Genomic DNA, 20,648 nt, shown 5'->3' with positions numbered 1-20,648 from the left:
CGCCCCGATGCGGCTCGCCCTGGAGGAGGCCCGCCTCGCCCCGCGCACCGGCGACGTGCCGGTGGGCGCGGTGGTGCTGTCCCCGCAGGGCACGGTCATCGGGCGTGGCCGCAACGAACGCGAGGCGGTCGGCGACCCGACCGCCCACGCGGAGGTCCTCGCCGTCCGCGAGGCCGCGAAGGCGCTCGGGGAGTGGCGGCTGACCGGCTGCACGCTGGTGGTGACCCTGGAGCCGTGCACGATGTGCGCGGGGGCCGTCATCGCCTCCCGCCTCGAACGCGTGGTCTACGGCGCGCTCGACGAGAAGGCCGGGGCGGCGGGCTCCCTGTGGGACCTCGTCCGCGACCGCCGGCTCAACCACCGTCCGGAGGTGATCCACGGCGTGCTCGCCGAGGAGTGCGGTGAGCTCCTCACCCGCTTCTTCCGGTCAAAGGATTTCGGAGCACACCCGGACGTCCGCTAAGCTCTCTCTCGGTAGCGTGTCCGAGCGGCCTAAGGAGCACGCCTCGAAAGCGTGTGAGGGGGCAACTCCTCCGTGGGTTCAAATCCCACCGCTACCGCTCTGAACTGGTGAGGGGCGGCGCCTGGGAAATTTTCCCGGGTGCCGCCCCTTGTCGTGGTCTCGTTTCTGGTCTCAGTTGGCCGGCACGAGGGCTCCTGAGGAGGCGTCGTCGTCCTCCTCCCCCGATCCATCCGGCAGGGAGCCCCACAGAGTGCTTCCGAGCCGGAATACGGCCACCACCGAGGGAGACATGCGCACCCGCTCTGTCACATCGGTTGTCGCCATCACCGTCCTCGCCGGGCTCACCGCATGCAGCACCTCCCCTCAGCCGCAGGAGTCTCAGGGCCACGTCGCCCCGTCCCGACCTTCAATGACGTCGACCGCTTCACGCTCCGGCCCGGGCGACGTTCCGATGCCCAACTTCCTCGGCGGCAACGTGAAGCGGGCGGTCGAGCAGATCGGCCCCGACGCTGACGTGCAACTCTTCGACGCGAGCGGAGAGCATCGCACGATCGGGGACGGCGATGCATGGAAGATCTGTAGTGCGAAGACGACTCCCGATCAGCTCATCGTCTTCGGCGCAGTCATGAGTAACGAGAACTGCTGACGGTTGTGTCAGCAAGTCGGCCGCGGGCCCCGCTGCGGCAGCACTCAGCATCGCAGTGCCGCTGTACGGAACCGATGACGCCGCCAGGGGACCATGCGCAGGACAGCTACCCCCCACCGTGGGGGCTGGTCGCAACCGTTCGGCACGCCGGCCCACCGCCACCGCCGCGAGCGACGACCCCCCGTGGTACCCGCCCCTTCCGGACCGGGCGTTCTCGGCGTTTTCCGGCCTTCCGAACCCGCTGTGGCGAGCGTCACACACGGAGCGGGGCGGGCCCGTGGATCACCCGCAAGGAGGCCTTCCGTCACCCGGTCTGATTGGGCCATCCGGTGGATACACTCCAGCCATGGCGCAGGCGAAGAAAATCACCATGTACGTCATCGTGGCTTTCGTGCTCTATACGATCGTGACATCGCCGGCCCGCGCAGCCGATCTCGTGCAGATAGGCTTCCAGGGCATATCGGACGCCGCCAAGGGCGTCGGGGAGTTCATGACCGCGCTGGTCAACTGACCGGCCGGGAGCCGGTGAGGAGCACAGCACCGTGATACGCCACCTGGTCCTTTTCAAGCTCGGCGAAGGCGTGGAGCGCGACGACCCGCGGGTCGTGGCCGGCGTCGACGCCTTCGAGCGGCTCGGCGGGCAGATCCCCGAGCTGGCCTCCTGGGAACTGGGCTGGAACATCTCGGACCGCCCGATCGCCTACGACTTCGCCATCAATTCCTCGGTGGCGGACGCCGACGCGCTCAAGACGTACCTGGAGCATCCCGCACACCAGGCCGGGGTCGCGCTGTGGCGCGAATTCTCCACCTGGGTGGTCGCCGACTACATGTTCGAGTGACCCCCCGCGGCGGCCCCTCGGGCCCCGCTCCTGCCGTACAGCCCTCCGCCCGCCGGGCGGAGGGCTTTTTCATCGAGGGCCGCGCCTCACTTGCACACAGTCCACATGAATTGTGATGCTATGACCGCTTTTGCCGGATGAGTGGACCGATGAGGAGTGGCATGTCCGTGTCGGCCCGACCCGCGTCACCATCGACCTCCGGAGACGGCAGCGGGACCGGTACGACCACCGGCGGCGGCAATCGCGGCGGAAGCACCAACAGCAACGCGGTGGAGGCGCGGGCGCTGACACAGGTGCTGTTCGACCAGCTGTCGGGGCTGGAGCCCGGCACCCCGGAGCACTCCCGGGTCAGGGCCGCCCTCATCGAGGTGAACCTGCCGCTGGTGCGGTACGCGGCCGCCCGCTTCCGCAGCCGCAACGAGCCGATGGAGGACGTCGTCCAGGTCGGCACGATCGGGCTGATCAACGCCATCGACCGCTTCGACCCGGAACGCGGGGTGCAGTTCCCGACGTTCGCGATGCCGACCGTGGTGGGCGAGATCAAACGTTACTTCAGGGACAACGTCCGCACCGTCCACGTCCCGCGCCGGCTGCACGAGCTGTGGGTCCAGGTCAGCGGCGCCATCGAGGACCTGACGGTGGCCCACGGGCGCACCCCCACCACCGCGGAGATCGCCGACCGGCTCAAGCTCTCCGAGGACGAGGTGCTGGCCTGCCTGGAGGCCGGGCGGGCGTACCACGCCACGTCCCTGGAGGCGGCCCAGGAGGGCGGCGACGGGGCGCCCGGGCTGCTGGACCGGCTCGGCTACGAGGACCCGGCCCTGACCGGCGTGGAGCACCGGGACCTGGTGCGGCACCTGCTGGTGCAGCTCCCCGAGCGGGAGCGGCGGATCCTGCTGCTGCGCTACTTCGGCAATCTGACGCAATCGCAGATCAGCGCCGAACTCGGGGTTTCGCAGATGCACGTCTCCCGGCTGCTCTCGCGCAGCTTCGCCCGGCTGCGATCCGCAAACCAGCTCGAATCGTAACCCTTAAGGACTACCCACCCCCCGGGAAATAAGTCGACATGGCGCTACAGCGCGTTGCCGACATGTGACATTCTGCGGGAACTGCGTTTGTCGCGGTCCGGCCTCCGGTATTCCAGTGGGGAACGAACCGTCGCCCGCGACACCCGTCCGCGACCTCAAGGGGGTGGCATGTCCGTAGAAGTGGGCAGTCCGAAGGTGCTGAACTCCGACGCGCCGCACGATGCTCCTGACGACAAGGCCATCGACACCGCCGGCACCGCCGTCGCCGACACCGCCGCCGTCGACAGCACGATCGAGGCCATCGACACGAGCGTCGACACCCGCACGCTCTCCCGCTCGCTGTTCCTGCGGCTCGCCGAGCTGCCGGACGACAGCCCGGAGCGGACGTACGTACGGGACACGCTCATCGAGCTCAACCTGCCGCTCGTGCGTTACGCGGCGGCCCGCTTCCGCAGCCGCAACGAGCCGATGGAAGACATCGTCCAGGTCGGCACGATCGGGCTGATCAAGGCGATCGACCGCTTCGACTGCAACCGCGGGGTGGAGTTCCCCACCTTCGCGATGCCCACGATCGTCGGCGAGGTGAAGCGCTTCTTCCGCGACACCTCGTGGTCGGTGCGGGTGCCGCGCAGGCTGCAGGAGCTGCGGCTGGCGCTGACCAAGACCAGCGACGAGCTCGCCCAGCGGCTGGACCGCTCGCCCACCGTCTCCGAACTCGCGGCGGCGCTCGGCGTCTCCGAGGAGGACGTGGTCGACGGCCTGGCGGTCGGGAACGCGTACACCGCGAGCTCGCTGGACTCGCCGCCCCCGGAGGACGACGGCGGCGAGGGCTCGCTGGCCGACCGGCTGGGCTACGAGGACACCGCGCTGGAGGGCGTGGAGTACCGCGAGTCGCTCAAGCCGCTGCTCGCCCAGCTGCCCGCGCGGGAGCGGCGGATCATCATGCTCCGCTTCTTCGCCAACATGACGCAGTCGCAGATCGGCGAGGAGGTCGGCATCTCCCAGATGCACGTCTCCCGGCTGCTGACCCGGACCCTGGCGCAGCTGCGCGAGGGACTGACCGCCGAGCAGTAGGGCGGGGCCCGGCGACGGAAGGACCGGGCGGTTCATTCCTGACGGTTCGTCAGTACACTGGCGGGATGGTGCACATACCACCGGGCCGCCGGGGCGCGCTGGCCGCTGCCTCGGCGGCCAGCGTCTGCCTGGGTGCCTTCGCCGCGCTGGGCCCGGACTGCGAGGGCAACGGGCCGGGCTACGTGGCCGTCGGCGCCCCGGGCCCGGCGGGCGGCCCCGCGGTGAACGCCCCGCCCTCCGGCGACGTGGACCTCGTGCCGCTGGACGGCCGTACGGGCTCCCCGGCCGGACCCGGCCGGACGGCGCCCACCGCGCCGGGCGCACCGGCCGGCAGCGGCGGCGCGGGCTCCTCACCTCCGGCGGACGTACCGGAGGGGCCGGACAGGCCCGGCGCCACGAGCGGCCCGCCGCGGCCGGGCGGCACCGCGCCGCCCGCGACGGCCTCCGGCGGCTCCACCGCGCGGCCGGCCCCGGGCGGTTCCGCGTCCGTCCCGTCCCCACCGGCGACCGGTGCGCCGGCGCACCTGGTGGTGAGTGCGGTCGAACGCACGGCGGCCGCCGACCGCTGGTGCGAGAAGGTCACCGTCACCCTCGCCAACACCGGGGATCGTGCCGCGACGACGGGCACCGTCACCTTCGGCACGCACGTCATCGGCCTGCTGGGCGTCGACTGGGCCACGCTGCGCAGCAGTCGTGCCGCACCGGTGCCGGTCCCCGGCGGCGGCAGCGCGAAGCGCACCTGGGAGGTCTGCGTCGAGGCGTGGCGGGTGCCGCTGGGCATGCACGTCGAGACCCGGGACGTCTCGGTCGCGGACTCCTGAACGCCGGTACGCCCCGGGGACGCGGAGGCGGGGACCGGCCCGTCCCGGGACCGGCCCCCGCCTCCCCGGGGAGGAGCGGTGGTGCGCTCAGCCGGCCAGGTAGGAACGGATCTCGCCGAGGGTGCCGGTGTCGCTGAGGAACCCGATGTGGGTCGTGCACGCCACCAGGTGGTTGTTCGCGCCGCTCAGCGGGGTGCTGGTGTACGGGATGATGATCCCGTCGCACGGCGAGTACCAGGTCGCGTAGACCGTGCTGCCCGGCGTCTCGTCACCGCTGCTGATGGTGCGGACGAAGGACGAGCCCGGCAGCATCTCGACGCAGGACGCGTAGATCACGCAGGCCGAGGCGTAGGTGGTGCCGTGGTTCGCGCCCGCCACCGAGGCGACCCGGCGGACGGAGGAGGTGCCGCCGAGCTGCGTGAGGTACCACTGGGTGACCAGGCCGCCCATCGAGTGGTTGACGATGTCGACCTTGGTCGCGCCGGTGCGGGTCAGCACCTGGCGCACGTAGCTCGCCAGCCCCGCGGCGCTGGTCTTGTTCGACTGGGCCCAGTTGTACTCGTACGCGAAGAGCTCGCTGCGGCTGTAGCCGCCGGCCACGAAGACCGACTCCGCGTAGTCCCAGTTGCTCGCGCTGCCGGTGTAGCCGTGCACGAAGACCACCGGGGTGTGGGTCGCGGCGTTCGCGGTGCCGGGCATCACGAAGGTGCCGAGGCCGACGGCGGCCGCCACGGTGAGCAGGATCGCCCATATTCGTCGCATCTGAACTCCTTGTCGTGGGGGTCGACAGGAGTCTCCGAGCGGCACGCGGGCGACGGACCGGTGGAATCACCAGTGTCTTCCTGTCATGCACGGAACATGATGCAGGACCCTTCCCTCCCGGTGGACGCCAGCAGACACTGGCGTCATGGAGGCCGGACGGAGCGACCCCGCCGCGTGGCCGCCGGCGCTGTACGGCCGGGACCGCGAACGCGCCCTCCTGGACGCCCTGTCGGACCGGGCCCGGCAGGGCGGGGGACGGGCGCTGCTGCTGCTCGGCGGACCGGGCACCGGACGCACCTGCCTGCTCACGGGCGCGGCGCGCACCGCCGCCGCGGCCGGTGCGACCGTGCTGCGCACCGACGGCGTACGGGCCGAGGCGCGGGTCCCGTTCGCGGCACTGCACCGCACCCTGCTGCCGGTCGCCCCGCGCGTGCGGGCCGTACCGGGGCCGTACGGCGTGGCGCTCACGGAACTCCTCGCCGGGCGGGTGCCCGCCGGGGGCGAACTCGCGCTGGGCGCCGCGCTGTCCGGCCTGGTGGCCGGACTCGCCCGCCCGGCACCGCTGCTGTGGTGCGTGGACGACGCGCAGTGGCTGGATCCCGCGACGCTGCGCGCGCTCGGCATGGCGGCGCGCCGTCTCACGGGCCTCGCGGCCACCGTGCTGTTCGCCGCCGACGAGGTCTGCCCCACCGCCGGAGCGCTGGAGGACCTGGACGTCCTGCGCCTGCGCCCGCTGGCACCGGAGGCCGCACGCCGGATGCTCGCCGACCGGTTCCCCGGGTTGCCGCCGCGCGGCGCGGACGCGGTCGCGGTGCTCGACCTGGCCGCGGGCAACCCGCTGGCCCTGGTCGAACTGGCCGGGGCGGCCGTGGACGGGCGGCTGCCGGAACCGCCCGCGCTGCCCGCGGGGAGCCGGCTGCGGGAGCGGCACCGGCAGCGCTTCCACGCCCTCACGCCGGGCGCCCGCACGGTGGTGGCGCTGCTGCTCTGCGGCGGGCCGCTGGCCGTACCGGTGCTGGAGTCCGCCGCCCGCCGCCGCGGGCTGGGCGCCGGCAGTGTCGAGGAGGCCCGCGCCTGCGGCCTGGTCGACCTGCGCGACGGGACGGCGACCGTGCCGGGACGGCTGCTGCGCGCCTCGCTGGCCGCACTGCTCTCCCCCGCCGACCGGCTGGCCGCGCACGCGACGCTGGCCTCGGTGCTGGACCCCCCGGCTGCCCGGCTCTTCCGGGCGCTCCACCGGCTCGGCCGGTCGGCCGGCCCGTCGCCGGACACCGAACGGGAACTGGAGGCCGCGGCCGGGGCCGCCCGCAGGTCCGCCGGTCATGCCGCGGCCGCCGCCGCGTGGGAGCGGGGCGCCGAGGCCACCGCCCGTCCGCACACCCGGGTCCGGTGGCTGGTCGCGGCCGCCGCCGACGCGCAGGCCGCCGGGGAGACCCGCCGGGCGCGCGGACTGATGCGCCGGGCCGGCGCACAGGGCGGCCCGGCGCCGGGCGGGGCGCCGGGCGCCCTGGTCCAGGGCGAGATCGAACTGCGCGACGGGGTGCCCGCCGTGGCCTGCCGCGACCTGACCGCCGCGGCCGGCCGGTTCCCCGCCGACCGGCGCGCACCGGCCGTAAGGGCCTTGATGCTCGCCGGCGAAGCGGGGTGCGTGGCGGGCGACTTCGCCGCCTTCTTCGGCCTCGCCGAGCGTGCCGGCGCGCTGCGCCGCAGCGACGACCCGCCGGAACAGCGCCTGGTCTTCGACCACTTCGCGGGGCTCTCGGCGACCTTCCGGGGCCGGCACGACCGCGCGCAGTGGGCGCTGCGGCGGGTGGTCCGGCTCGCCGAGACGCTTCAGGACCCGGAGTCCGCGATATGGGCCGCCCAGGCCGCGTACACCCTGGGGGACGCCCGGCGGGCGCACGCCCTGGCGACCGCGGCCGTGCACCGGGCCCGCCGGCAGGGCGCGGGCGCACTGGTGCCCGCGGCCCTGGTCTACGAGGCGCTGTGCGCGCTGGCGCTCGACCGGTACGCAGCGGCCGGGGCGGCCGCCGAGGAGGGGCTGCGGCTCGCGGAGGCGACCGGCCAGCGCAACCTCGCCGTCGACCACCTCGCGGTCCTGGCGCTGCTCGCGGCCCTGCAGGGCGACAGCGTGACCGCCGGGCTGCGGATGGCGGCCGCCGAAGGAGCCGTCGCGTCACGGGGGCTGGGCCGCCCCGGGGCCTTCAACTGCTGGGTCTCGGCCTGCGCGGACCTCGCGGCGGACCGGCCCGCCGACGCGCTGTCCCGCTTCGCCCGCATGCGCGGCGGCGCGGGCCAGGTGAACCTGGCGGTCCGGGGGATGGCCGCCCCCCACTTCATCGAGGCGGCGGTGCGCTGCGGACAGCGGGCGAAGGCCGCGGGGGCGCTGCGCGCGTACGAGCACTGGGCGGCGGCGAGCCGCAGCAGCGTACGACTGGCCCTGGCGCACCGCTGCCACGGGCTGCTGGCGGAGGACGACGCGAGCGCCGTGGACCACTTCCGGGAGGCGCTGCGGCTCCACCAGGACGACGACACCGTCCTGGAGCTGGCCAAGACGGAGCTGTTCTACGCCTCCCGGCTGCGGCGCACCCGCCGGCCCGGCGAGGCCCGGGGCCTGCTGCGGGACGCGGTGGCGGTGTTCCGGCAGTTCGACGCCCGCCCCTGGGCGGAACGGGCCGCGGCCGAACTGCGGGCCGCCGGGGACCGGGTGGGCCCGGTGGACCGGGAGCCCGGGGGCCGCCGGGAGCTGACGGCGCAGCAGACGAGGATCTCCGAGCTGGTGGCGCAGGGCGCGACCAACCGCGAGATCGCCGACCTGCTGCTGCTCAGCACGCGCACGGTCGAGTACCACCTGCGGAACATCTTCAGCCGGCTCGGGGTGCGCTCGCGCGTCGAGCTGGCCTCGCTGTTCCGCTGAGCGGGGGCGGGGCCGCCGGACGCGGACGCGGGCGCACGACGGCCGCCGGACGGCCGGCGACCGCCGGCGTCCGGTGTCAGTGGACGTGGTGGGGTGGTGCGCCCGTCAGGCGACCGCGAACCAGACCACGGCGGCGATCACGACGACGGCCGCGACGATGCCGACGATCAGCCCGGTCTTGTTGCCGCCCGCGGCCTGGGCCTGGGCGGGCTCCTCGTCGACGAAGGCGCGGAACATCTGGGTGTTGCCGGCCGGGTCGTAGTTGTTGTCAGGGGTAGTCATGGGGCAGGACCCTAGCGAAGTCACGCTGCGCCGGTCACCCCCGCCCCGTCGTTGGGAAGGGGAACACCCCGGGAATACCGCTCGTCCCCGCCGTGTCCAAGACCACATGGCACTCATCGGCAACTCTGATCTCGACGTCTTCCCCCTCTGCCTCGGTGGCAACGTCTTCGGCTGGACCTCGGACGAGGCGACCTCCTTCGAGGTACTGGACGCCTACGCGGAGGCGGGCGGCAACTTCGTCGACACCGCTGACGTGTACTCGGCGTGGGTCCCCGGCCACACCGGTGGGGAGTCCGAGACCGTGATCGGCTCCTGGCTCGCCAAGCGCGGCCGTCGCGACGACGTCGTCGTCGCGACCAAGGTCGGCTCCCACCCCGACTTCAAGGGGCTGAAGGCCGCGACCGTCAAGGCCGCGGCGGAGGAGTCGCTGCGCCGCCTGGGCACCGACCGGATCGACCTCTACTACACGCACTACGACGACCTCGCGACCCCGGTCGAGGAGATCGTCGGCGCCCTGGACGAGCTGGTCCGCGAGGGCAAGGTCCGCCACGTCGCGGCCTCCAACATCAGCCCCGAGCGGCTGTCGGCCTCGCTGGAGTTCGCCGAGCGCGAGGGCCTGACGAAGTACGTGGCGCTGCAGCAGCACTACAACCTGGTGGAGCGCGGGAGTTACGAGGGGCCGCTGCGCGAGGTCGTCGAGGCGCACGGCCTCGCCTCCGTGCCGTACTTCGGTCTGGCGCGGGGCTTCCTCACCGGCAAGTACCGGCCCGGGGTCGCGGTGGACAGCCCCCGGGCGGAAGGCGCGGGCGCCTACCTGGAGTCGGAGCGCGGCCCGCGGGTGCTGGCCGCGCTGGACGAGGTCGCGGCGGCGCACGGCGTGGAGCCGGCGAGCGTCGCACTGGCCTGGCTGCGGACCCGGCCGACCGTCGTCGCGCCGATCGCCAGCGCCCGTACGCCCGCGCAGCTGACCGCGCTGCTGGCTTCGGCGCCCCTGGAGCTGACCGCGGCGGAGCTGGAGCGTCTCACGGAGGCATCTGCCTGACCTGCGGCTTTTACCCGAAGACCCGTCTCCCTTGACCGGAGGCGGGTCGTTCCTTTTGGAGGTTTTTACCCGAAAGAATTTGCCTGCAGCAACCAACGTTCCTAAGGTTGCTTGAGGCAACCAATAAGAGTGGGAAGCGAGGCGCCATGGCGACGCAGGAGCAGTTCGCGGAGCTCGCGAGCCAGCTGCGTGCGATCCCGGTGGTCGCCCGCGAACTCAGCCGGGCCTGTCCACCGCAGTGCCCGCCGTCATCGCTCGGCGTGCTCTCGGTGATCAGCCGCCACGGCGAGATGCGGATGAGCCGGCTGGCCGAGCTGCTGGAGGTCGACATGTCCGTCACCAGCAGGCACGTGGCCCACCTCGCCGAGCGCGGCTGGATCGACCGGCTGCCCGACCCCCACGACAAGCGGTCACGGTTGCTGCGCCTGACCCCCGGCGGCACGGACATGCTGCGCGCCGCCCAGGACGGGGTCGCCGAGGCGCTGGCCCACCACCTGAGGGACTGGCCGGACGAGGACGTCACCGAGTTCTCCCGGCTGCTGGACCGGCTGCGCAGGGACTTCGCCGCCGACTGCCGCCCCCGTACACATTCCACGACGTGAAGAGGATGACGATGGCAACAACCGCACCACCGACCGGTGTGCGGGGGACCGATACCCACGCAGGACACGCGGCCCCCATGTCGCACCGGCAGATCATGGAGGCCCTCACCGGGCTGATCCTCGGCTTGTTCGTGGCGATCCTGTCGTCCACGATCGTCTCCAACGCCCTGCCGAAGATCATTTCCGATCTGAACGGCGGGCAGAGCGCCTACACCTGGGTCGTCACCGCCGCCCTGCTCTCCACCACCGCCACCACCCCGCTGTGGGGCAAGCTCTCGGACCTGTTCAGCAAGAAGCTGCTGGTCCAGCTGGCGCTGGTGATCTACGTGGTGGGCTCGCTGGTCGCGGGCCTGTCGCAGAACGCCGGGATGCTGATCGCCTGCCGTGTCGTCCAGGGCATCGGCGCCGGCGGTCTGACCGCGCTGACCCAGGTCATCATGGCCGCGATGATCTCCCCGCGCGAGCGCGGCCGGTACAGCGGCTACCTGGGCGCGGCCTTCGCCCTCGGAACGGTCGGCGGCCCGCTGCTGGGCGGCGTGATCGTCGACACCGACTGGCTCGGCTGGCGCTGGTGCTTCTACGTCGGCGTGCCCTTCGCGATCGTCGCGCTGATCGTGCTGCAGAAGACCCTGCACCTGCCGGTCGTCAAGCGCCGGGTCAAGGTCGACTGGGCGGGCGCCTCCTTCGTCACCGCCGCCGTCAGCCTGCTGCTGGTCTGGGTGACCTTCGCCGGCGACAAGTACGAGTGGATCTCCTGGCAGACCTACGCCATGGTCGCGGGCGCCGTCCTGCTCGTCCTGATCTTCGTCCTGGTCGAGTCCCGCGCGAGCGAGCCGATCATGCCGCTGCGGCTGTTCCGCAACAAGACGATCAGCCTGACCTCGGTCGCCTCGCTCTTCGTGGGCACCGCGATGTTCGGCGCCACGGTCTTCCTCAGCCAGTACTTCCAGCTGGCGCGCGGCGAGTCGCCGACGATGTCGGGCGTCATGACCATCCCGCTGATCGCCGGCCTGTTCGTCTCCTCCACGGCCTCCGGGCTCATCATCACCCGCACCGGGCGCTGGAAGGCGTTCCTGGTCTCCGGCGGCGTGCTGCTCACCGGCGGCCTCGCCCTGCTGGGCTCCCTGCGGGCCGACACCACGTACTGGCACCTGGCGCTCTTCATGGCGCTGCTGGGCCTCGGCGTCGGCATGATGATGCAGAACCTGGTGCTGGCCGTGCAGAACCAGGTGGGGGCCGCCGACCTCGGTGCCGCCAGTTCCGTCGTCACCTTCTTCCGCACGCTCGGTGGCGCGATCGGCGTCTCCGCGCTGGGCGCGGTGCTCGGCAACCGTGTGACGCACTACGTCAAGGACGGCCTGGCCGCCCTGGGTGTGAAGTCCACCGGTGAGTCCGACGGCGCGATCCCGGACCTGGCCACGCTGCCCGCACCGATCCGCCACGTCGTGGAGAGCGCGTACGGCCACGGCGCCGGCGACGTCTTCCTGGTCGCGGCCCCGGTGGCGTTCCTCGCGCTGCTGCTGGTGCTGTTCATCAAGGAAGTGCCGCTGAAGACCGCCAGCGGCCTGCAGCAGGCAGCCGGTGTCGCCGGCCACGCCGAGCAGACCCCGGTCATACCCGCCCAGGCCCCCGCGGCCGAGGCCGCCGAGGCGGTCGGCGTGGCCGCGCCGCCGGCCCCGCTGCCCGCCGAGGGCACCACGGTCCACGGCCAGGTACGCAACGCCGAGGGCGCGGGCGTGGAGCGGGCCACCCTGACCCTGATATCGCTCACCGGCCGGCAGCTCGGCCGCGCCTCCACCCGAGCCGACGGCGGCTACACGCTGACCGCGCCCGGCGCCGGCTCGTACGTCCTCATCGCCGCCGCCGACGGCCACCAGCCGCAGGCGTCCACCGTGGTGGTCGGCGAGGAGCCCGTCCCCTACGACGTGGTCCTGGCCGGCACCAGCGGACTGACCGGCACGGTGGTCGCCGAGGCGACCGGGATACCCGTCGCGGGCGCCATGGTCGTGGTGACCGACGTGCGCGGCGAGGTCCTCGCCACCGGCGGCACCGGCCCAGACGGCGCCTTCGGCTTCCAGGACCTGCCCGCGGGCGACTTCACCCTGGCCGTCAACGCCACCGGCTACCGGCCGGCCGCACTGCCGGTCGAGGTCGCCGGCAACGGCCCCACCCACGTCGGGGTCCCGCTCCGCACCGGAGCCCGCCTGCAGGGCACCGTCCTCGGCGGCGCCGCCCGCACACCGCTGCCGGAGGCCCGCGTCACCCTGATCGACGCGGCCGGGAACGTGGTGGCCACCGCCACCACCGGCACCGACGGGGCCTACGCCTTCGGCGACCTGGACGCCGGCGAGTACGCGCTGGTCGCCGGCGGCTACCCGCCGGTGGCCACCCAGGTCACCGTCGGCAACGACGCCACGGCCGGCCACGAGGACGGCTTCGACGTCGAACTGAACCACCCCGAGGGGTGAGCCATCGGCCGGTCCGTGCGCCTGCGGAGACGCACGGGCCGGTGAACGGGGGACAGCGGGTCCGGTCGGACGGCCGGGCAGGGGACGGCCCGGGCCGTCCCGGCCGGACCCGGCCGGGGGAACGCACCGAAGGGCGAGCGAGGTACATGAACACGACGGCAGGAGCCGGGCTGCGCGGGCGGATCCGGACGAAGGACGGTTGGGCGGTACCGCACGCCGTGGTGACCGTCACCGACATGACCGGGCAGCAGATCGCGCGGGAGGCGGCGGACGCCGAGGGCGCCGTGCGCACCGCCGCGCTGGCCCCCGGGGCGTACACCGTGATCGTGACGGCCGTGGGTTACCGCCCGGCCGCCGCGACGGCGCTGGTGAACGCCTCCGGCTCGGCGGACCTCGGGACCCTGCTGCTGGGCCGCGCCGGCGGCCTCGAACTGCCGCCACCCGGACCGTGGACGATCGACCCGGCGCACTCCGAGGCCGGCGCGGTCGCCCAGCACCTGGGCCTGTCCACCGTGCACGGCCGCTTCAGGACCTTCGCGGGCCGGATCGACGTCGCGGAGCAGCCGCTCGCGTCGTCCGTCGAGGCCGTGATCGACGCCGCCTCGATCGACACCGGCAACGGCACCCGCGACGAGCACCTGCGCTCCGCCGACTTCCTCGACGTGCGGGAGCACCCCACCGTCAGCTACCGCAGCACCTCGCTGGAGCCGTCCGCCGGCGACCGGTGGACCGTCCACGGGGAGCTGACGATGCGCGGGATCACCCGCCCCGTCGACCTCGACCTGGCCTACCTGGGCACCGGCCCGGACGCCTGGGGCGGCGTGCGCGCCGCCTTCCGCGCGACGGCCGAACTGCGCCGCGAGGACTTCGCGATGAACTGGAACCAGGTCGTACGCGCCGGGATCGCCACCATGGGGACGACGCTGAGGGTCACCCTCGACATCCAGGCGGTCCAGGGGACGGCCCTCCCCGCCGTCCGGCCGCGGGAAGCATAGGCTGCCGTCCATGGCTGCCTACATCGCGACCAATACCAGCGTGCAACTCGACCAGTTGCTGGAATTCGTACGACCGCGCCACCGCGCCCTGCTGCTGACCACGCGCGCCGACGGCCGCCCCCAGGGCTCCCCCGTCGCTTGCGGGGTCGACGACGCGGGGCGCCTGGTCGTCTCGACCTACCCCGAGCGGGCCAAGGCCCGCAACGCCCGCCGTGACGCGCGGGCCTCCGTGATCGTCCTGTCGGACGAATGGGACGGCCCCTGGGTCCAGGTCGACGGCACCGCCGAGGTCATCGACTCCCCCGACTCGGTCGAGCCGCTGGTGGAGTACTACCGAAACATCGCGGGCGAGCACCCGGACTGGGACGAGTACCGCGCCGCCATGGTCAGGCAGGGCAAGTCCCTGGTGCGCGTGACCCCGGAACGCTGGGGCCCGATCGCCACGGGCGGCTTCCCGGCGCGGCTGGCCCCGAAGGACTAGGCCGTGTCGTCAAAGGAGCGCCGGCCGCCCGGAGGGCGGGCCCAGCGGCGTCTGGTGCAGTGCATCGCAAGGCGGAGAGTCGTCCTCGTAGTGGGCTACTCGGACGATTCGACAACGCAGCGAGGTGCCGTGCCAGGCGCCGCTGGGCAGGCGGGACTTTGACGACACGGCCTAGGACCCGGCCCTGGGGTACCGGATGCCGGAAGGGGGCGGCGGCCCGGTGGCCGCCGCCCCCTTCCACGTCCCACGACCTGGGTTCAGCTCGGGTCGGTCAGGTCGTAGACGGTCGTTCCGCCCAGGGTGGTGGAGCCGAAGTTCTCCTCCACCCACGAGCTGATCTGCGAGGAGGTGCCGCTGCCGCCGCGGCCGCCGCCCCCGCCCATGCCGCCGGAGGCGATGAAGTAGTGGATCTTCCCGGCGGCCACGTACTCCTTGAACCGCTCCAGCGTCGGGGACGGATCGCTGCCGTTGAAGCCGCCGATCGCCATCACGGGCTTGCCGGTGGCCAGCTGGTAACCCGCGGCGTTCTGGGAACCGATGGCGGCGGCCACCCAGGTGTACGCGTCGGCGTCCTCCAGCAGCGCCTCCCTGGTGGCGTCGGCCACCTGTGAGCCGCCCAGCAGTCCGCCGAGGCCCCCCGCCGCTCCGCCGCGGCGGTTCTCGCCGCCCGCACCGCCACCCGTACCGTTGCCGGGGAAGCCCTGGCCCTGACCCTGCCAGCCCTGGCCCTGCTGCCCGTTGCCGCCGGGCATGCCCCCGGGGAAGCCGCCCGTACCGCCGGGGCCGCCTCCCGGGAAGCCCTGCCCGCCCTGGCCCTGCCGTCCGTCGCCGCGCGGCGTACCGCCCGGGAAGCCGCCGCGCATGCCCCCGCCCTGCACCGCCGGGCCCGCCGTCACGATGGAGCCGGTGTGCGCCGTCCCGACGGTCTGCACGGTGTACGCCAGCGGCCCGCCGAGGGCCGCCACCAGGCCGGCCGCGGCCGCGAGCGGCGCGAGCCGCCGGAGCAGCCGGGCCCCGAGCAGCAGCCCGCCCGCCGCGATCCCGGTGACCGGCACGGCGTACCGCACCCAGGGGTACCAGTCGGCGGAGCGCCCCAGCAGGACGTACGACCAGACCGCCGTGAGCACGACCGTGCCCGCGAGGACCGCCGCGGCCGCGGGGTGCGCGCGCCGCTCCCACAGCATCGCCGCGCCCATTCCGGTCAGCGCCGCGATGTAGGGCGCCAGGGCGATGTTGTAGTACTGGTGGAAGATCCCGGACATGAAGCTGAAGGTCAGGAAGGTGAAGATGAGCGCACCGCCCCAGGCCAGGAAGGCCGAGCGGCCGGTGTCCGTGCGCGGGGCGCGCCGGGTCAGCCAGAGTCCGGCGACCAGCAGCACGAGGGCCGCGGGCGGCAGCCAGGCGATCTGACCGCCCATGTCCGAGCCGAACAGCCGGCCCCAGCCGGTCTCGCCCCACTGTCCGCCGCCGTTCGGGCCGCCGCCGCCCCCGACCGAACCGGTCTCGTCGCCGGTGATCCGGCCGAGGCCGTTGTAGCCGAAGGTCAGCGACAGGAAGCTGTTGTCCTGCGAACCGCCGATGTAGGGGCGGGAGGACGCGGGCCACAGCTCGACGATCGCGACCCACCAGCCGCCTGACAGGACGGTCACCAGACCGGCGAGACCGAGCTGCGCGAAGCGCCGCTTCACCGTTGCCGGGGCGCAGACGGCGTACACCAGCGCCAGCGGCGGCAGGATCAGCCAGGCCTGCAGCGTCTTGGTGAGGAAGCCGAGGCCGAACGCGACGCCGGCGAGCACCAGCCACTTCGTACGGGCGTCCTCCAGCGCGCGCAGGACGCAGTACACCGCCGTCACCATCAGCAGGCACAGCAGCGCGTCGGGGTTGTTGAAGCGGAACATCAGCGCCGCGACCGGGGTGAGCGCCAAGGCCAGTCCGGCGATCAGGCCGGCGGCCGGCCCGGAGCGGCGGCGCACGGCGGCGTGGAGGACGCCGACCGCGGCGACCCCCATCAGCGCCTCGGGCACCAGGATCGCCCGGGAACCCAGGCCGAACAGCCGTACGGACAGCGCCATCGGCCACAACGCGGCCGGGGGCTTGTCGACCGTGATCGAGTTCGCCGCGTCGGACGAGCCGAAGAAGAACGCCTTCCAGCTCTCACCGCCCGCCTGCGCGGCCGCCGAGTAGAAGCTGTTGGCGTAGCCCGAACTGCTCAGGTCCCACAGGTACAGCACGGTCGTGAGGGCCAGCAGCGCCAGCAGGGCGGGCCGCGCCCAGCGCGGGTCCTGCGGCCGTCCGCGCCACAGGCGAACGGCGGTCCCGCGGGGGCGGCCGGTGCCGCCGCCCTGCGGCGCGTGGTGCGCCGGGGGCGCCACCGGAGCCGGGGCACCCGCCGGGACGGGGCTGCGCCCGCCGGCGCCGGGCGGCGGGGCGTCCACCGGGACCGGCGTACGGCTCACGACCGCGGGTGCGTGGGCCGGGGGCGGCGGGAGGGGGCGCTGAGCCGGCACGGCCCGGTCCCGGGCCTCGTCGCTCCGCGACGTGGTCATCGGTCGCTCCTCGGGTCGTGCGCGCCGGGACGCGCGGTCGGCAGGGGGACGGTGGCGTCCCGGGTGGGATCCGCGACCGCTACGGGCCGGGGGCCGCCCGTCCGGTCGGGGAAGACCCAGGCGCGGAAGAGCAGGAAACGCAGCACCGTCGCGGCGAGGTTGGCCGCGACGAGCACGGCGAGTTCGGTGCCGTGCGCGGGCGTGGTGTCGGCGACGTGCAGCGCGGCCAGAGATCCGCTGGTGAGCGCCAGGCCGATGCCGAAGACGAGCAGCCCCTGCGCCTGGTGCCGCACGGCCTTGTCGCGGCCGCGTACGCCGAAGGTCAGCCGCCGGTTGGCGGCCGTGTTGCCCACCGCCGAGAGCAGCAGGGCGAGGGCGTTGGCGGCCTGGGCACCGCAGAGGGTGCGGAAGGCCGTGTACAGCAGCAGGTACGCGACCGTGCTCAGCCCGCCGACGACGCAGAAGCCGACCAACTGCCGGGCGAGCCCGGCCGGCACGTCGGCGAGACCGCGGTCGCGCGGGTCGTCGCCGAAGGGCCGGCGCAGCCGGTCGAGCGGGAGGGCGCCCGTGGCCAGCGCCCTGCCCACCCGCCAGACGCCCTTGAGGTCGTCGGTGGCGGTCCTGACGACGTCCACGCTCGAGTCGGGGTCGTCGACCCAGTCGACCGGCACCTCGTGGATGCGCAGCCCGGCCCGTTCGGCCAGCACGAGCATCTCGGTGTCGAAGAACCAGCCGGTGTCCTCCACCAGGGGCAGCAGCCGCTCCGCGACGTCCTTGCGGATGGCCTTGAAGCCGCACTGTGCGTCGGAGAAGCGGGCGGCCAGCGAGGTCCGCAGCAGGACGTTGTAGGAGCGGGAGATGAACTCCCGCTTGGCGCCCCGCACGACGCGCGAGCTGCGGGCCAGCCGGGAGCCGATCGCCAGGTCGGAGTGGCCGGAGATCAGCGGGGCGACCAGCGGCAGCAGCGCGTTGAGGTCGGTGGACAGGTCGGCGTCCATGTACGCCAGCACCGGTGCCCCGGAGGCCGACCACACCGCGCGCAGGGCGAGGCCGCGGCCCTTGCGTTCCAGCCGGAAGGCGCTGACCTCGGGCAGCTCGGCCTCCAGGGCCGCGGCGATCAGCGGCGTGCGGTCGGTGCTGGCGTTGTCGGCGACGGTGATCCGGAACGGGTAGGGGAAGGTGCGCCGCAGATGCGTGTGGAGCCGGCGAACGCAGCCTTCGAGGTCCTTCTCCTCGTTGTGCACGGGGATCACGACGTCGAGCACCGGTTCGGTCTGCGCGACCACCAGGTGCTCACGGGCGGGGAGGGCCTCCGGGCCCCGGGCCGGCCGGCCGGTCGGTGGGAGCTGTTGGGTTCGCATGGCGACGACCTTGGTCCGGCGCGCTGTCATGACGTTGTGGCGGCGCTGAGCGGCAGCTGTGAGTGCGCGGCGGGCAGGTGGACGCGGAAGACGGTACGGCCGGGCACGCTGTCGATGGACACCGCGCCGCGGTGCGCGGCCACCACGGCCTGGACGATGGCGAGTCCCAGGCCCGTGCTGCCGGCCGCCCGGGAGCGGGAGGCGTCACCGCGCGCGAAGCGCTCGAAGACGTGCGGCAGCAGGGCGGACGGGATGCCGGGACCGTCGTCCTCGACCTCGACCAGCACCTCCGGGCCGCGCGGCACGACGCGCGCGACGACGGTGCTGCCGGGCGGGGTGTGGGCGCGGGCGTTGGCGAGCAGGTTGGTCAGCACCTGGTGCAGGCGCTCCGGGTCGCCGTGCACGACGGCGGGTTCGTCCGGGAGGCTCAGCAGCCAGTGGTGGTCGTTCCCGGCCGCGCGGGCGTCGCTGACGGCGTCGACGACCAGCGGGGACATGTCCGTCCCGGTGAGGCCCAGCGGGCGCCCGGCGTCCAGCCGCGCGAGCAGCAGCAGGTCCTCCACCAGGGTGGTCATCCGGCTCGCCTCCGACTCGATCCGGCCGAGCGCGTGCCGGGTGTCCGGGCCGATCGTCTCCCGGCCGCGCCGGGTCAGCTCGGCGTACCCGCGGATGGAGGCCAGCGGGGTGCGCAGTTCGTGGCTGGCGTCGGCGACGAACCGCCGGACCCGGGTCTCGCTCTCCTGGCGGGCGTGCAGGGCGTTGCCGACGTGGTCGAGCATGCGGTTGAGCGCGGCGCCGACCTGGCCGACCTCGGTGCGCGGATCGGTGTCGGCGTCCGGCACGCGGTCGTGGAGGGCGACCTCGCCGCGGTGGAGGGTGAGTTCGGAGACCCGGGTGGCGGTGGCGGCGACCCGGCGCAGCGGGTGGAGGCTGAGCCGGATCATGACGAAGCCGGCCATCCCGGCGGCGGCCAGCCCCGCGGCGGTGACGCAGGCCTCGACGACCACGAGGGTGCCGATGGTGTCGCGGACGGTCGTCGTCGGCAGCCCCACGAGCAGCCACCCACCGGTGCCGTCGGTGGCCGACTGCACGCGGAAGCCGCCCAGTCCCGGGACGTCGAGCGTGTGCGGCAGGCCGTCCAGGGGGACGGCCGCGAACGCCTCGCGCTGCGGGGCGGTGAGCGGCCGGGCCTGCAGCCGGGACTGGGTGCCGCTGGGCTGCGCGCTGACGCCGGCGGCGGTCACCGCGCCGGTCGCGTCGAGCCGGGCGCCCACGGTCCCGGGGGCGATGCCGGGCCCGGTGATGAAGCGCAGGGACCCGGTACCGGAGCCGTCGACGCCCGTCCCGGTGGTCCCGGGGACCACCGGCGGCCCGACCGGCTGCTTGCCGTCGTACCCCGGGTCAAGCCGGGCCCGGCCGGCGACCGCCTCGACCTGCTTGTCCAGTTGAGTGAAGAGGAAGGACTGCAGGGCGAGCGTCGTGACCGTACCGATGACCGCGCACACGACCGCGATGAGCGCGACCGAGGAGACCACCAGCCGGGTCCGCAGGGACGCGCGCCGGCGGACCCGGCTCACGCCGCTTCGCCCGGCTTGATCAGGTAGCCGGCGCCGCGCCGGGTGTGGATCATCGGGGGGCGGCCCACGTCGATCTTCTTGCGCAGGTAGGAGATGTAGAGCTCGACGACGTTGGCCTGGCCCCCGAAGTCGTAGGACCAGACGCGGTCGAGGATCTGCGCCTTGCTCAGCACCCGGCGCGGATTGCGCATCAGGTACCGCAGCAGTTCGAACTCGGTGGCCGTGAGGTGGATGCCCTGGCCGCCGCGGCTGACCTCGTGGCTGTCCTCGTCGAGCACGAGGTCGCCCACGACCAGCAGCGACTCCTGGCGGGCGGTGGCGGCCCCGGCCCGGCGGAGCAGCCCGCGCAGCCGGGCCACGACCTCCTCCAGGCTGAACGGCTTGGTGACGTAGTCGTCACCGCCCGCGGTGAGGCCCGCGATGCGGTCCTCGACGGCGTCCTTGGCGGTGAGGAACAGCACCGGCACGTCGGGCAGTTCGCGGCGCAGCCGGGCCAGGACCTCCAGGCCGTCCATGTCGGGCAGCATGACGTCGAGGACGGCGGCGTCCGGTCGCAGCTCACGCGCGGCGCGCAGCGCGTCGGAGCCGGTGCCTTCGGTGTGGACGTCCCAGCCCTCGTAGCGCAGGGCCATGGAGAGCAGGTCGGCGAGGGCGTTCTCGTCGTCGACGACGAGCACCCGGACAGGTGCGCCGTCCGGACGCGTGAGGTCGGCGGCGGGGGAAGGAGACGCGGTCATGCCCGCA

General features: G+C 73.8%; 19 protein-coding genes and 1 tRNA gene. 14 read left to right on the top strand and 6 right to left on the bottom strand.

All coding sequences use genetic code 11. The features are described from left to right. Nucleotides 1-7: 7 nt before the first annotated feature. The 8 genes from tadA (at nt 8) to AC1VWI_RS23505 (ending at nt 4,871) form a co-directional block, all read left to right on the top strand. A complete protein-coding gene (gene tadA / locus AC1VWI_RS23540) occupies nt 8-463 on the top strand; it encodes a tRNA adenosine(34) deaminase TadA (protein ID WP_499512998.1) in 456 nt (151 codons plus the stop codon). A gap of 10 nt (nt 464-473) precedes the next feature. Continuing rightward, a tRNA-Ser gene (locus tag AC1VWI_RS23535) sits at nt 474-560 on the top strand. Nucleotides 561-752: 192 nt separating this feature from the next. After that, nucleotides 753-1,109, top strand: a complete 357-nt coding sequence (locus tag AC1VWI_RS23530) for a hypothetical protein (RefSeq protein ID WP_499512997.1) — start codon at nt 753-755, stop codon at nt 1,107-1,109. A 346-nt stretch (nt 1,110-1,455) separates the two neighbouring features. Further along, nucleotides 1,456-1,620 carry a hypothetical protein gene (locus AC1VWI_RS23525; protein WP_018558266.1) on the top strand — a complete coding sequence of 55 codons (165 nt, stop codon included), beginning with the start codon at nt 1,456-1,458 and terminating at the stop codon, nt 1,618-1,620. A 31-nt stretch (nt 1,621-1,651) separates the two neighbouring features. Continuing rightward, a complete protein-coding gene (locus tag AC1VWI_RS23520) occupies nt 1,652-1,948 on the top strand; it encodes a Dabb family protein (protein ID WP_499512996.1) in 297 nt (98 codons plus the stop codon). Between the two features lie 161 nt (nt 1,949-2,109). Continuing rightward, on the top strand, nt 2,110-2,976 hold the full coding sequence (locus AC1VWI_RS23515; protein ID WP_499512995.1) for an RNA polymerase sigma factor SigF: 867 nt from the start codon (nt 2,110-2,112) through the stop codon (nt 2,974-2,976). Nucleotides 2,977-3,144: 168 nt separating this feature from the next. Further along, the gene (locus tag AC1VWI_RS23510) at nt 3,145-4,050 is read left to right on the top strand and encodes an RNA polymerase sigma factor SigF (RefSeq protein WP_499512994.1); all 906 of its coding nucleotides are present in this window, start codon (nt 3,145-3,147) and stop codon (nt 4,048-4,050) included. 65 nt (nt 4,051-4,115) lie between these two features. Continuing rightward, complete coding sequence (locus AC1VWI_RS23505; RefSeq protein WP_499512993.1) at nt 4,116-4,871, top strand: hypothetical protein; 756 nt, start codon at nt 4,116-4,118, stop codon at nt 4,869-4,871. A gap of 87 nt (nt 4,872-4,958) precedes the next feature. On the opposite strand, the gene AC1VWI_RS23500 is transcribed toward AC1VWI_RS23505, so the two are convergent. Next, nucleotides 4,959-5,633: an esterase/lipase family protein gene (locus tag AC1VWI_RS23500; protein ID WP_499512992.1), complete on the bottom strand. Its 675-nt coding sequence runs from the start codon at nt 5,631-5,633 to the stop codon at nt 4,959-4,961. Nucleotides 5,634-5,778: 145 nt separating this feature from the next. On the opposite strand from AC1VWI_RS23500, the gene AC1VWI_RS23495 reads away from it, so the two are divergent. Beyond that, nucleotides 5,779-8,550 carry a helix-turn-helix transcriptional regulator gene (locus AC1VWI_RS23495; RefSeq protein ID WP_499512991.1) on the top strand — a complete coding sequence of 924 codons (2,772 nt, stop codon included), beginning with the start codon at nt 5,779-5,781 and terminating at the stop codon, nt 8,548-8,550. 105 nt (nt 8,551-8,655) lie between these two features. On the opposite strand, the gene AC1VWI_RS23490 is transcribed toward AC1VWI_RS23495, so the two are convergent. Beyond that, a complete protein-coding gene (locus tag AC1VWI_RS23490; protein WP_499512990.1) occupies nt 8,656-8,832 on the bottom strand; it encodes a hypothetical protein in 177 nt (58 codons plus the stop codon). Between the two features lie 106 nt (nt 8,833-8,938). On the opposite strand from AC1VWI_RS23490, the gene AC1VWI_RS23485 reads away from it, so the two are divergent. The 5 genes from AC1VWI_RS23485 (at nt 8,939) to AC1VWI_RS23465 (ending at nt 14,420) form a co-directional block, all read left to right on the top strand. Beyond that, nucleotides 8,939-9,874, top strand: a complete 936-nt coding sequence (locus AC1VWI_RS23485; RefSeq protein ID WP_499512989.1) for an aldo/keto reductase — start codon at nt 8,939-8,941, stop codon at nt 9,872-9,874. Between the two features lie 146 nt (nt 9,875-10,020). Beyond that, nucleotides 10,021-10,476, top strand: coding sequence for a MarR family winged helix-turn-helix transcriptional regulator (locus AC1VWI_RS23480; protein ID WP_499512988.1), 456 nt, complete (start codon nt 10,021-10,023; stop codon nt 10,474-10,476). Nucleotides 10,477-10,553: 77 nt separating this feature from the next. Further along, nucleotides 10,554-12,944: an MFS transporter gene (locus tag AC1VWI_RS23475; RefSeq protein WP_499512987.1), complete on the top strand. Its 2,391-nt coding sequence runs from the start codon at nt 10,554-10,556 to the stop codon at nt 12,942-12,944. A gap of 146 nt (nt 12,945-13,090) precedes the next feature. Beyond that, entirely contained in the window at nt 13,091-13,939 is an 849-nt protein-coding gene (locus AC1VWI_RS23470) for a YceI family protein (RefSeq protein ID WP_499512986.1), read from the top strand. A 10-nt stretch (nt 13,940-13,949) separates the two neighbouring features. Next, entirely contained in the window at nt 13,950-14,420 is a 471-nt protein-coding gene (locus tag AC1VWI_RS23465) for a PPOX class F420-dependent oxidoreductase (RefSeq protein ID WP_499512985.1), read from the top strand. A 257-nt stretch (nt 14,421-14,677) separates the two neighbouring features. Here the strand turns inward: AC1VWI_RS23465 and AC1VWI_RS23460 are convergent, their stop codons facing one another. The 4 genes from AC1VWI_RS23460 to AC1VWI_RS23445 are packed head-to-tail and all read right to left on the bottom strand — an operon-like array spanning nt 14,678 to nt 20,641. Further along, nucleotides 14,678-16,966: an ArnT family glycosyltransferase gene (locus AC1VWI_RS23460; RefSeq protein WP_499512984.1), complete on the bottom strand. Its 2,289-nt coding sequence runs from the start codon at nt 16,964-16,966 to the stop codon at nt 14,678-14,680. Continuing rightward, a complete protein-coding gene (locus AC1VWI_RS23455) occupies nt 16,963-18,327 on the bottom strand; it encodes a bifunctional glycosyltransferase family 2/GtrA family protein (RefSeq protein ID WP_499512983.1) in 1,365 nt (454 codons plus the stop codon). Before AC1VWI_RS23455 ends, AC1VWI_RS23460 begins: the two co-directional genes overlap by 4 nt. Before the next feature lie 26 nt (nt 18,328-18,353). Next, nucleotides 18,354-19,904, bottom strand: coding sequence for a sensor histidine kinase (locus AC1VWI_RS23450; protein ID WP_499512982.1), 1,551 nt, complete (start codon nt 19,902-19,904; stop codon nt 18,354-18,356). Continuing rightward, nucleotides 19,901-20,641 carry a response regulator transcription factor gene (locus tag AC1VWI_RS23445; RefSeq protein ID WP_499512981.1) on the bottom strand — a complete coding sequence of 247 codons (741 nt, stop codon included), beginning with the start codon at nt 20,639-20,641 and terminating at the stop codon, nt 19,901-19,903. The genes AC1VWI_RS23450 and AC1VWI_RS23445 overlap by 4 nt, the downstream gene beginning before the upstream one ends. Nucleotides 20,642-20,648 lie beyond the last annotated feature (7 nt).

This window comes from Streptomyces sp. TOM-9, assembly GCF_056858595.1.
Note: the sequence above shows the minus strand (reverse complement) of the source record. Positions and strands in the feature narration are given on the sequence as shown.

Coding starts and splice junctions, on each gene's coding strand:
- tadA (WP_499512998.1), top strand. CDS start 8: ATGCGGCTCGCCCTGGAGGAGGCCCGCCTCGCCCCGCGCACCGGCGAC.
- AC1VWI_RS23530 (WP_499512997.1), top strand. CDS start 753: ATGCGCACCCGCTCTGTCACATCGGTTGTCGCCATCACCGTCCTCGCC.
- AC1VWI_RS23525 (WP_018558266.1), top strand. CDS start 1,456: ATGGCGCAGGCGAAGAAAATCACCATGTACGTCATCGTGGCTTTCGTG.
- AC1VWI_RS23515 (WP_499512995.1), top strand. CDS start 2,110: ATGTCCGTGTCGGCCCGACCCGCGTCACCATCGACCTCCGGAGACGGC.
- AC1VWI_RS23510 (WP_499512994.1), top strand. CDS start 3,145: ATGTCCGTAGAAGTGGGCAGTCCGAAGGTGCTGAACTCCGACGCGCCG.
- AC1VWI_RS23505 (WP_499512993.1), top strand. CDS start 4,116: ATGGTGCACATACCACCGGGCCGCCGGGGCGCGCTGGCCGCTGCCTCG.
- AC1VWI_RS23500 (WP_499512992.1), bottom strand. CDS start 5,633: ATGCGACGAATATGGGCGATCCTGCTCACCGTGGCGGCCGCCGTCGGC.
- AC1VWI_RS23495 (WP_499512991.1), top strand. CDS start 5,779: ATGGAGGCCGGACGGAGCGACCCCGCCGCGTGGCCGCCGGCGCTGTAC.
- AC1VWI_RS23490 (WP_499512990.1), bottom strand. CDS start 8,832: ATGACTACCCCTGACAACAACTACGACCCGGCCGGCAACACCCAGATG.
- AC1VWI_RS23485 (WP_499512989.1), top strand. CDS start 8,939: ATGGCACTCATCGGCAACTCTGATCTCGACGTCTTCCCCCTCTGCCTC.
- AC1VWI_RS23480 (WP_499512988.1), top strand. CDS start 10,021: ATGGCGACGCAGGAGCAGTTCGCGGAGCTCGCGAGCCAGCTGCGTGCG.
- AC1VWI_RS23475 (WP_499512987.1), top strand. CDS start 10,554: ATGTCGCACCGGCAGATCATGGAGGCCCTCACCGGGCTGATCCTCGGC.
- AC1VWI_RS23470 (WP_499512986.1), top strand. CDS start 13,091: ATGAACACGACGGCAGGAGCCGGGCTGCGCGGGCGGATCCGGACGAAG.
- AC1VWI_RS23465 (WP_499512985.1), top strand. CDS start 13,950: ATGGCTGCCTACATCGCGACCAATACCAGCGTGCAACTCGACCAGTTG.
- AC1VWI_RS23460 (WP_499512984.1), bottom strand. CDS start 16,966: ATGACCACGTCGCGGAGCGACGAGGCCCGGGACCGGGCCGTGCCGGCT.
- AC1VWI_RS23455 (WP_499512983.1), bottom strand. CDS start 18,327: ATGCGAACCCAACAGCTCCCACCGACCGGCCGGCCGGCCCGGGGCCCG.
- AC1VWI_RS23445 (WP_499512981.1), bottom strand. CDS start 20,641: ATGACCGCGTCTCCTTCCCCCGCCGCCGACCTCACGCGTCCGGACGGC.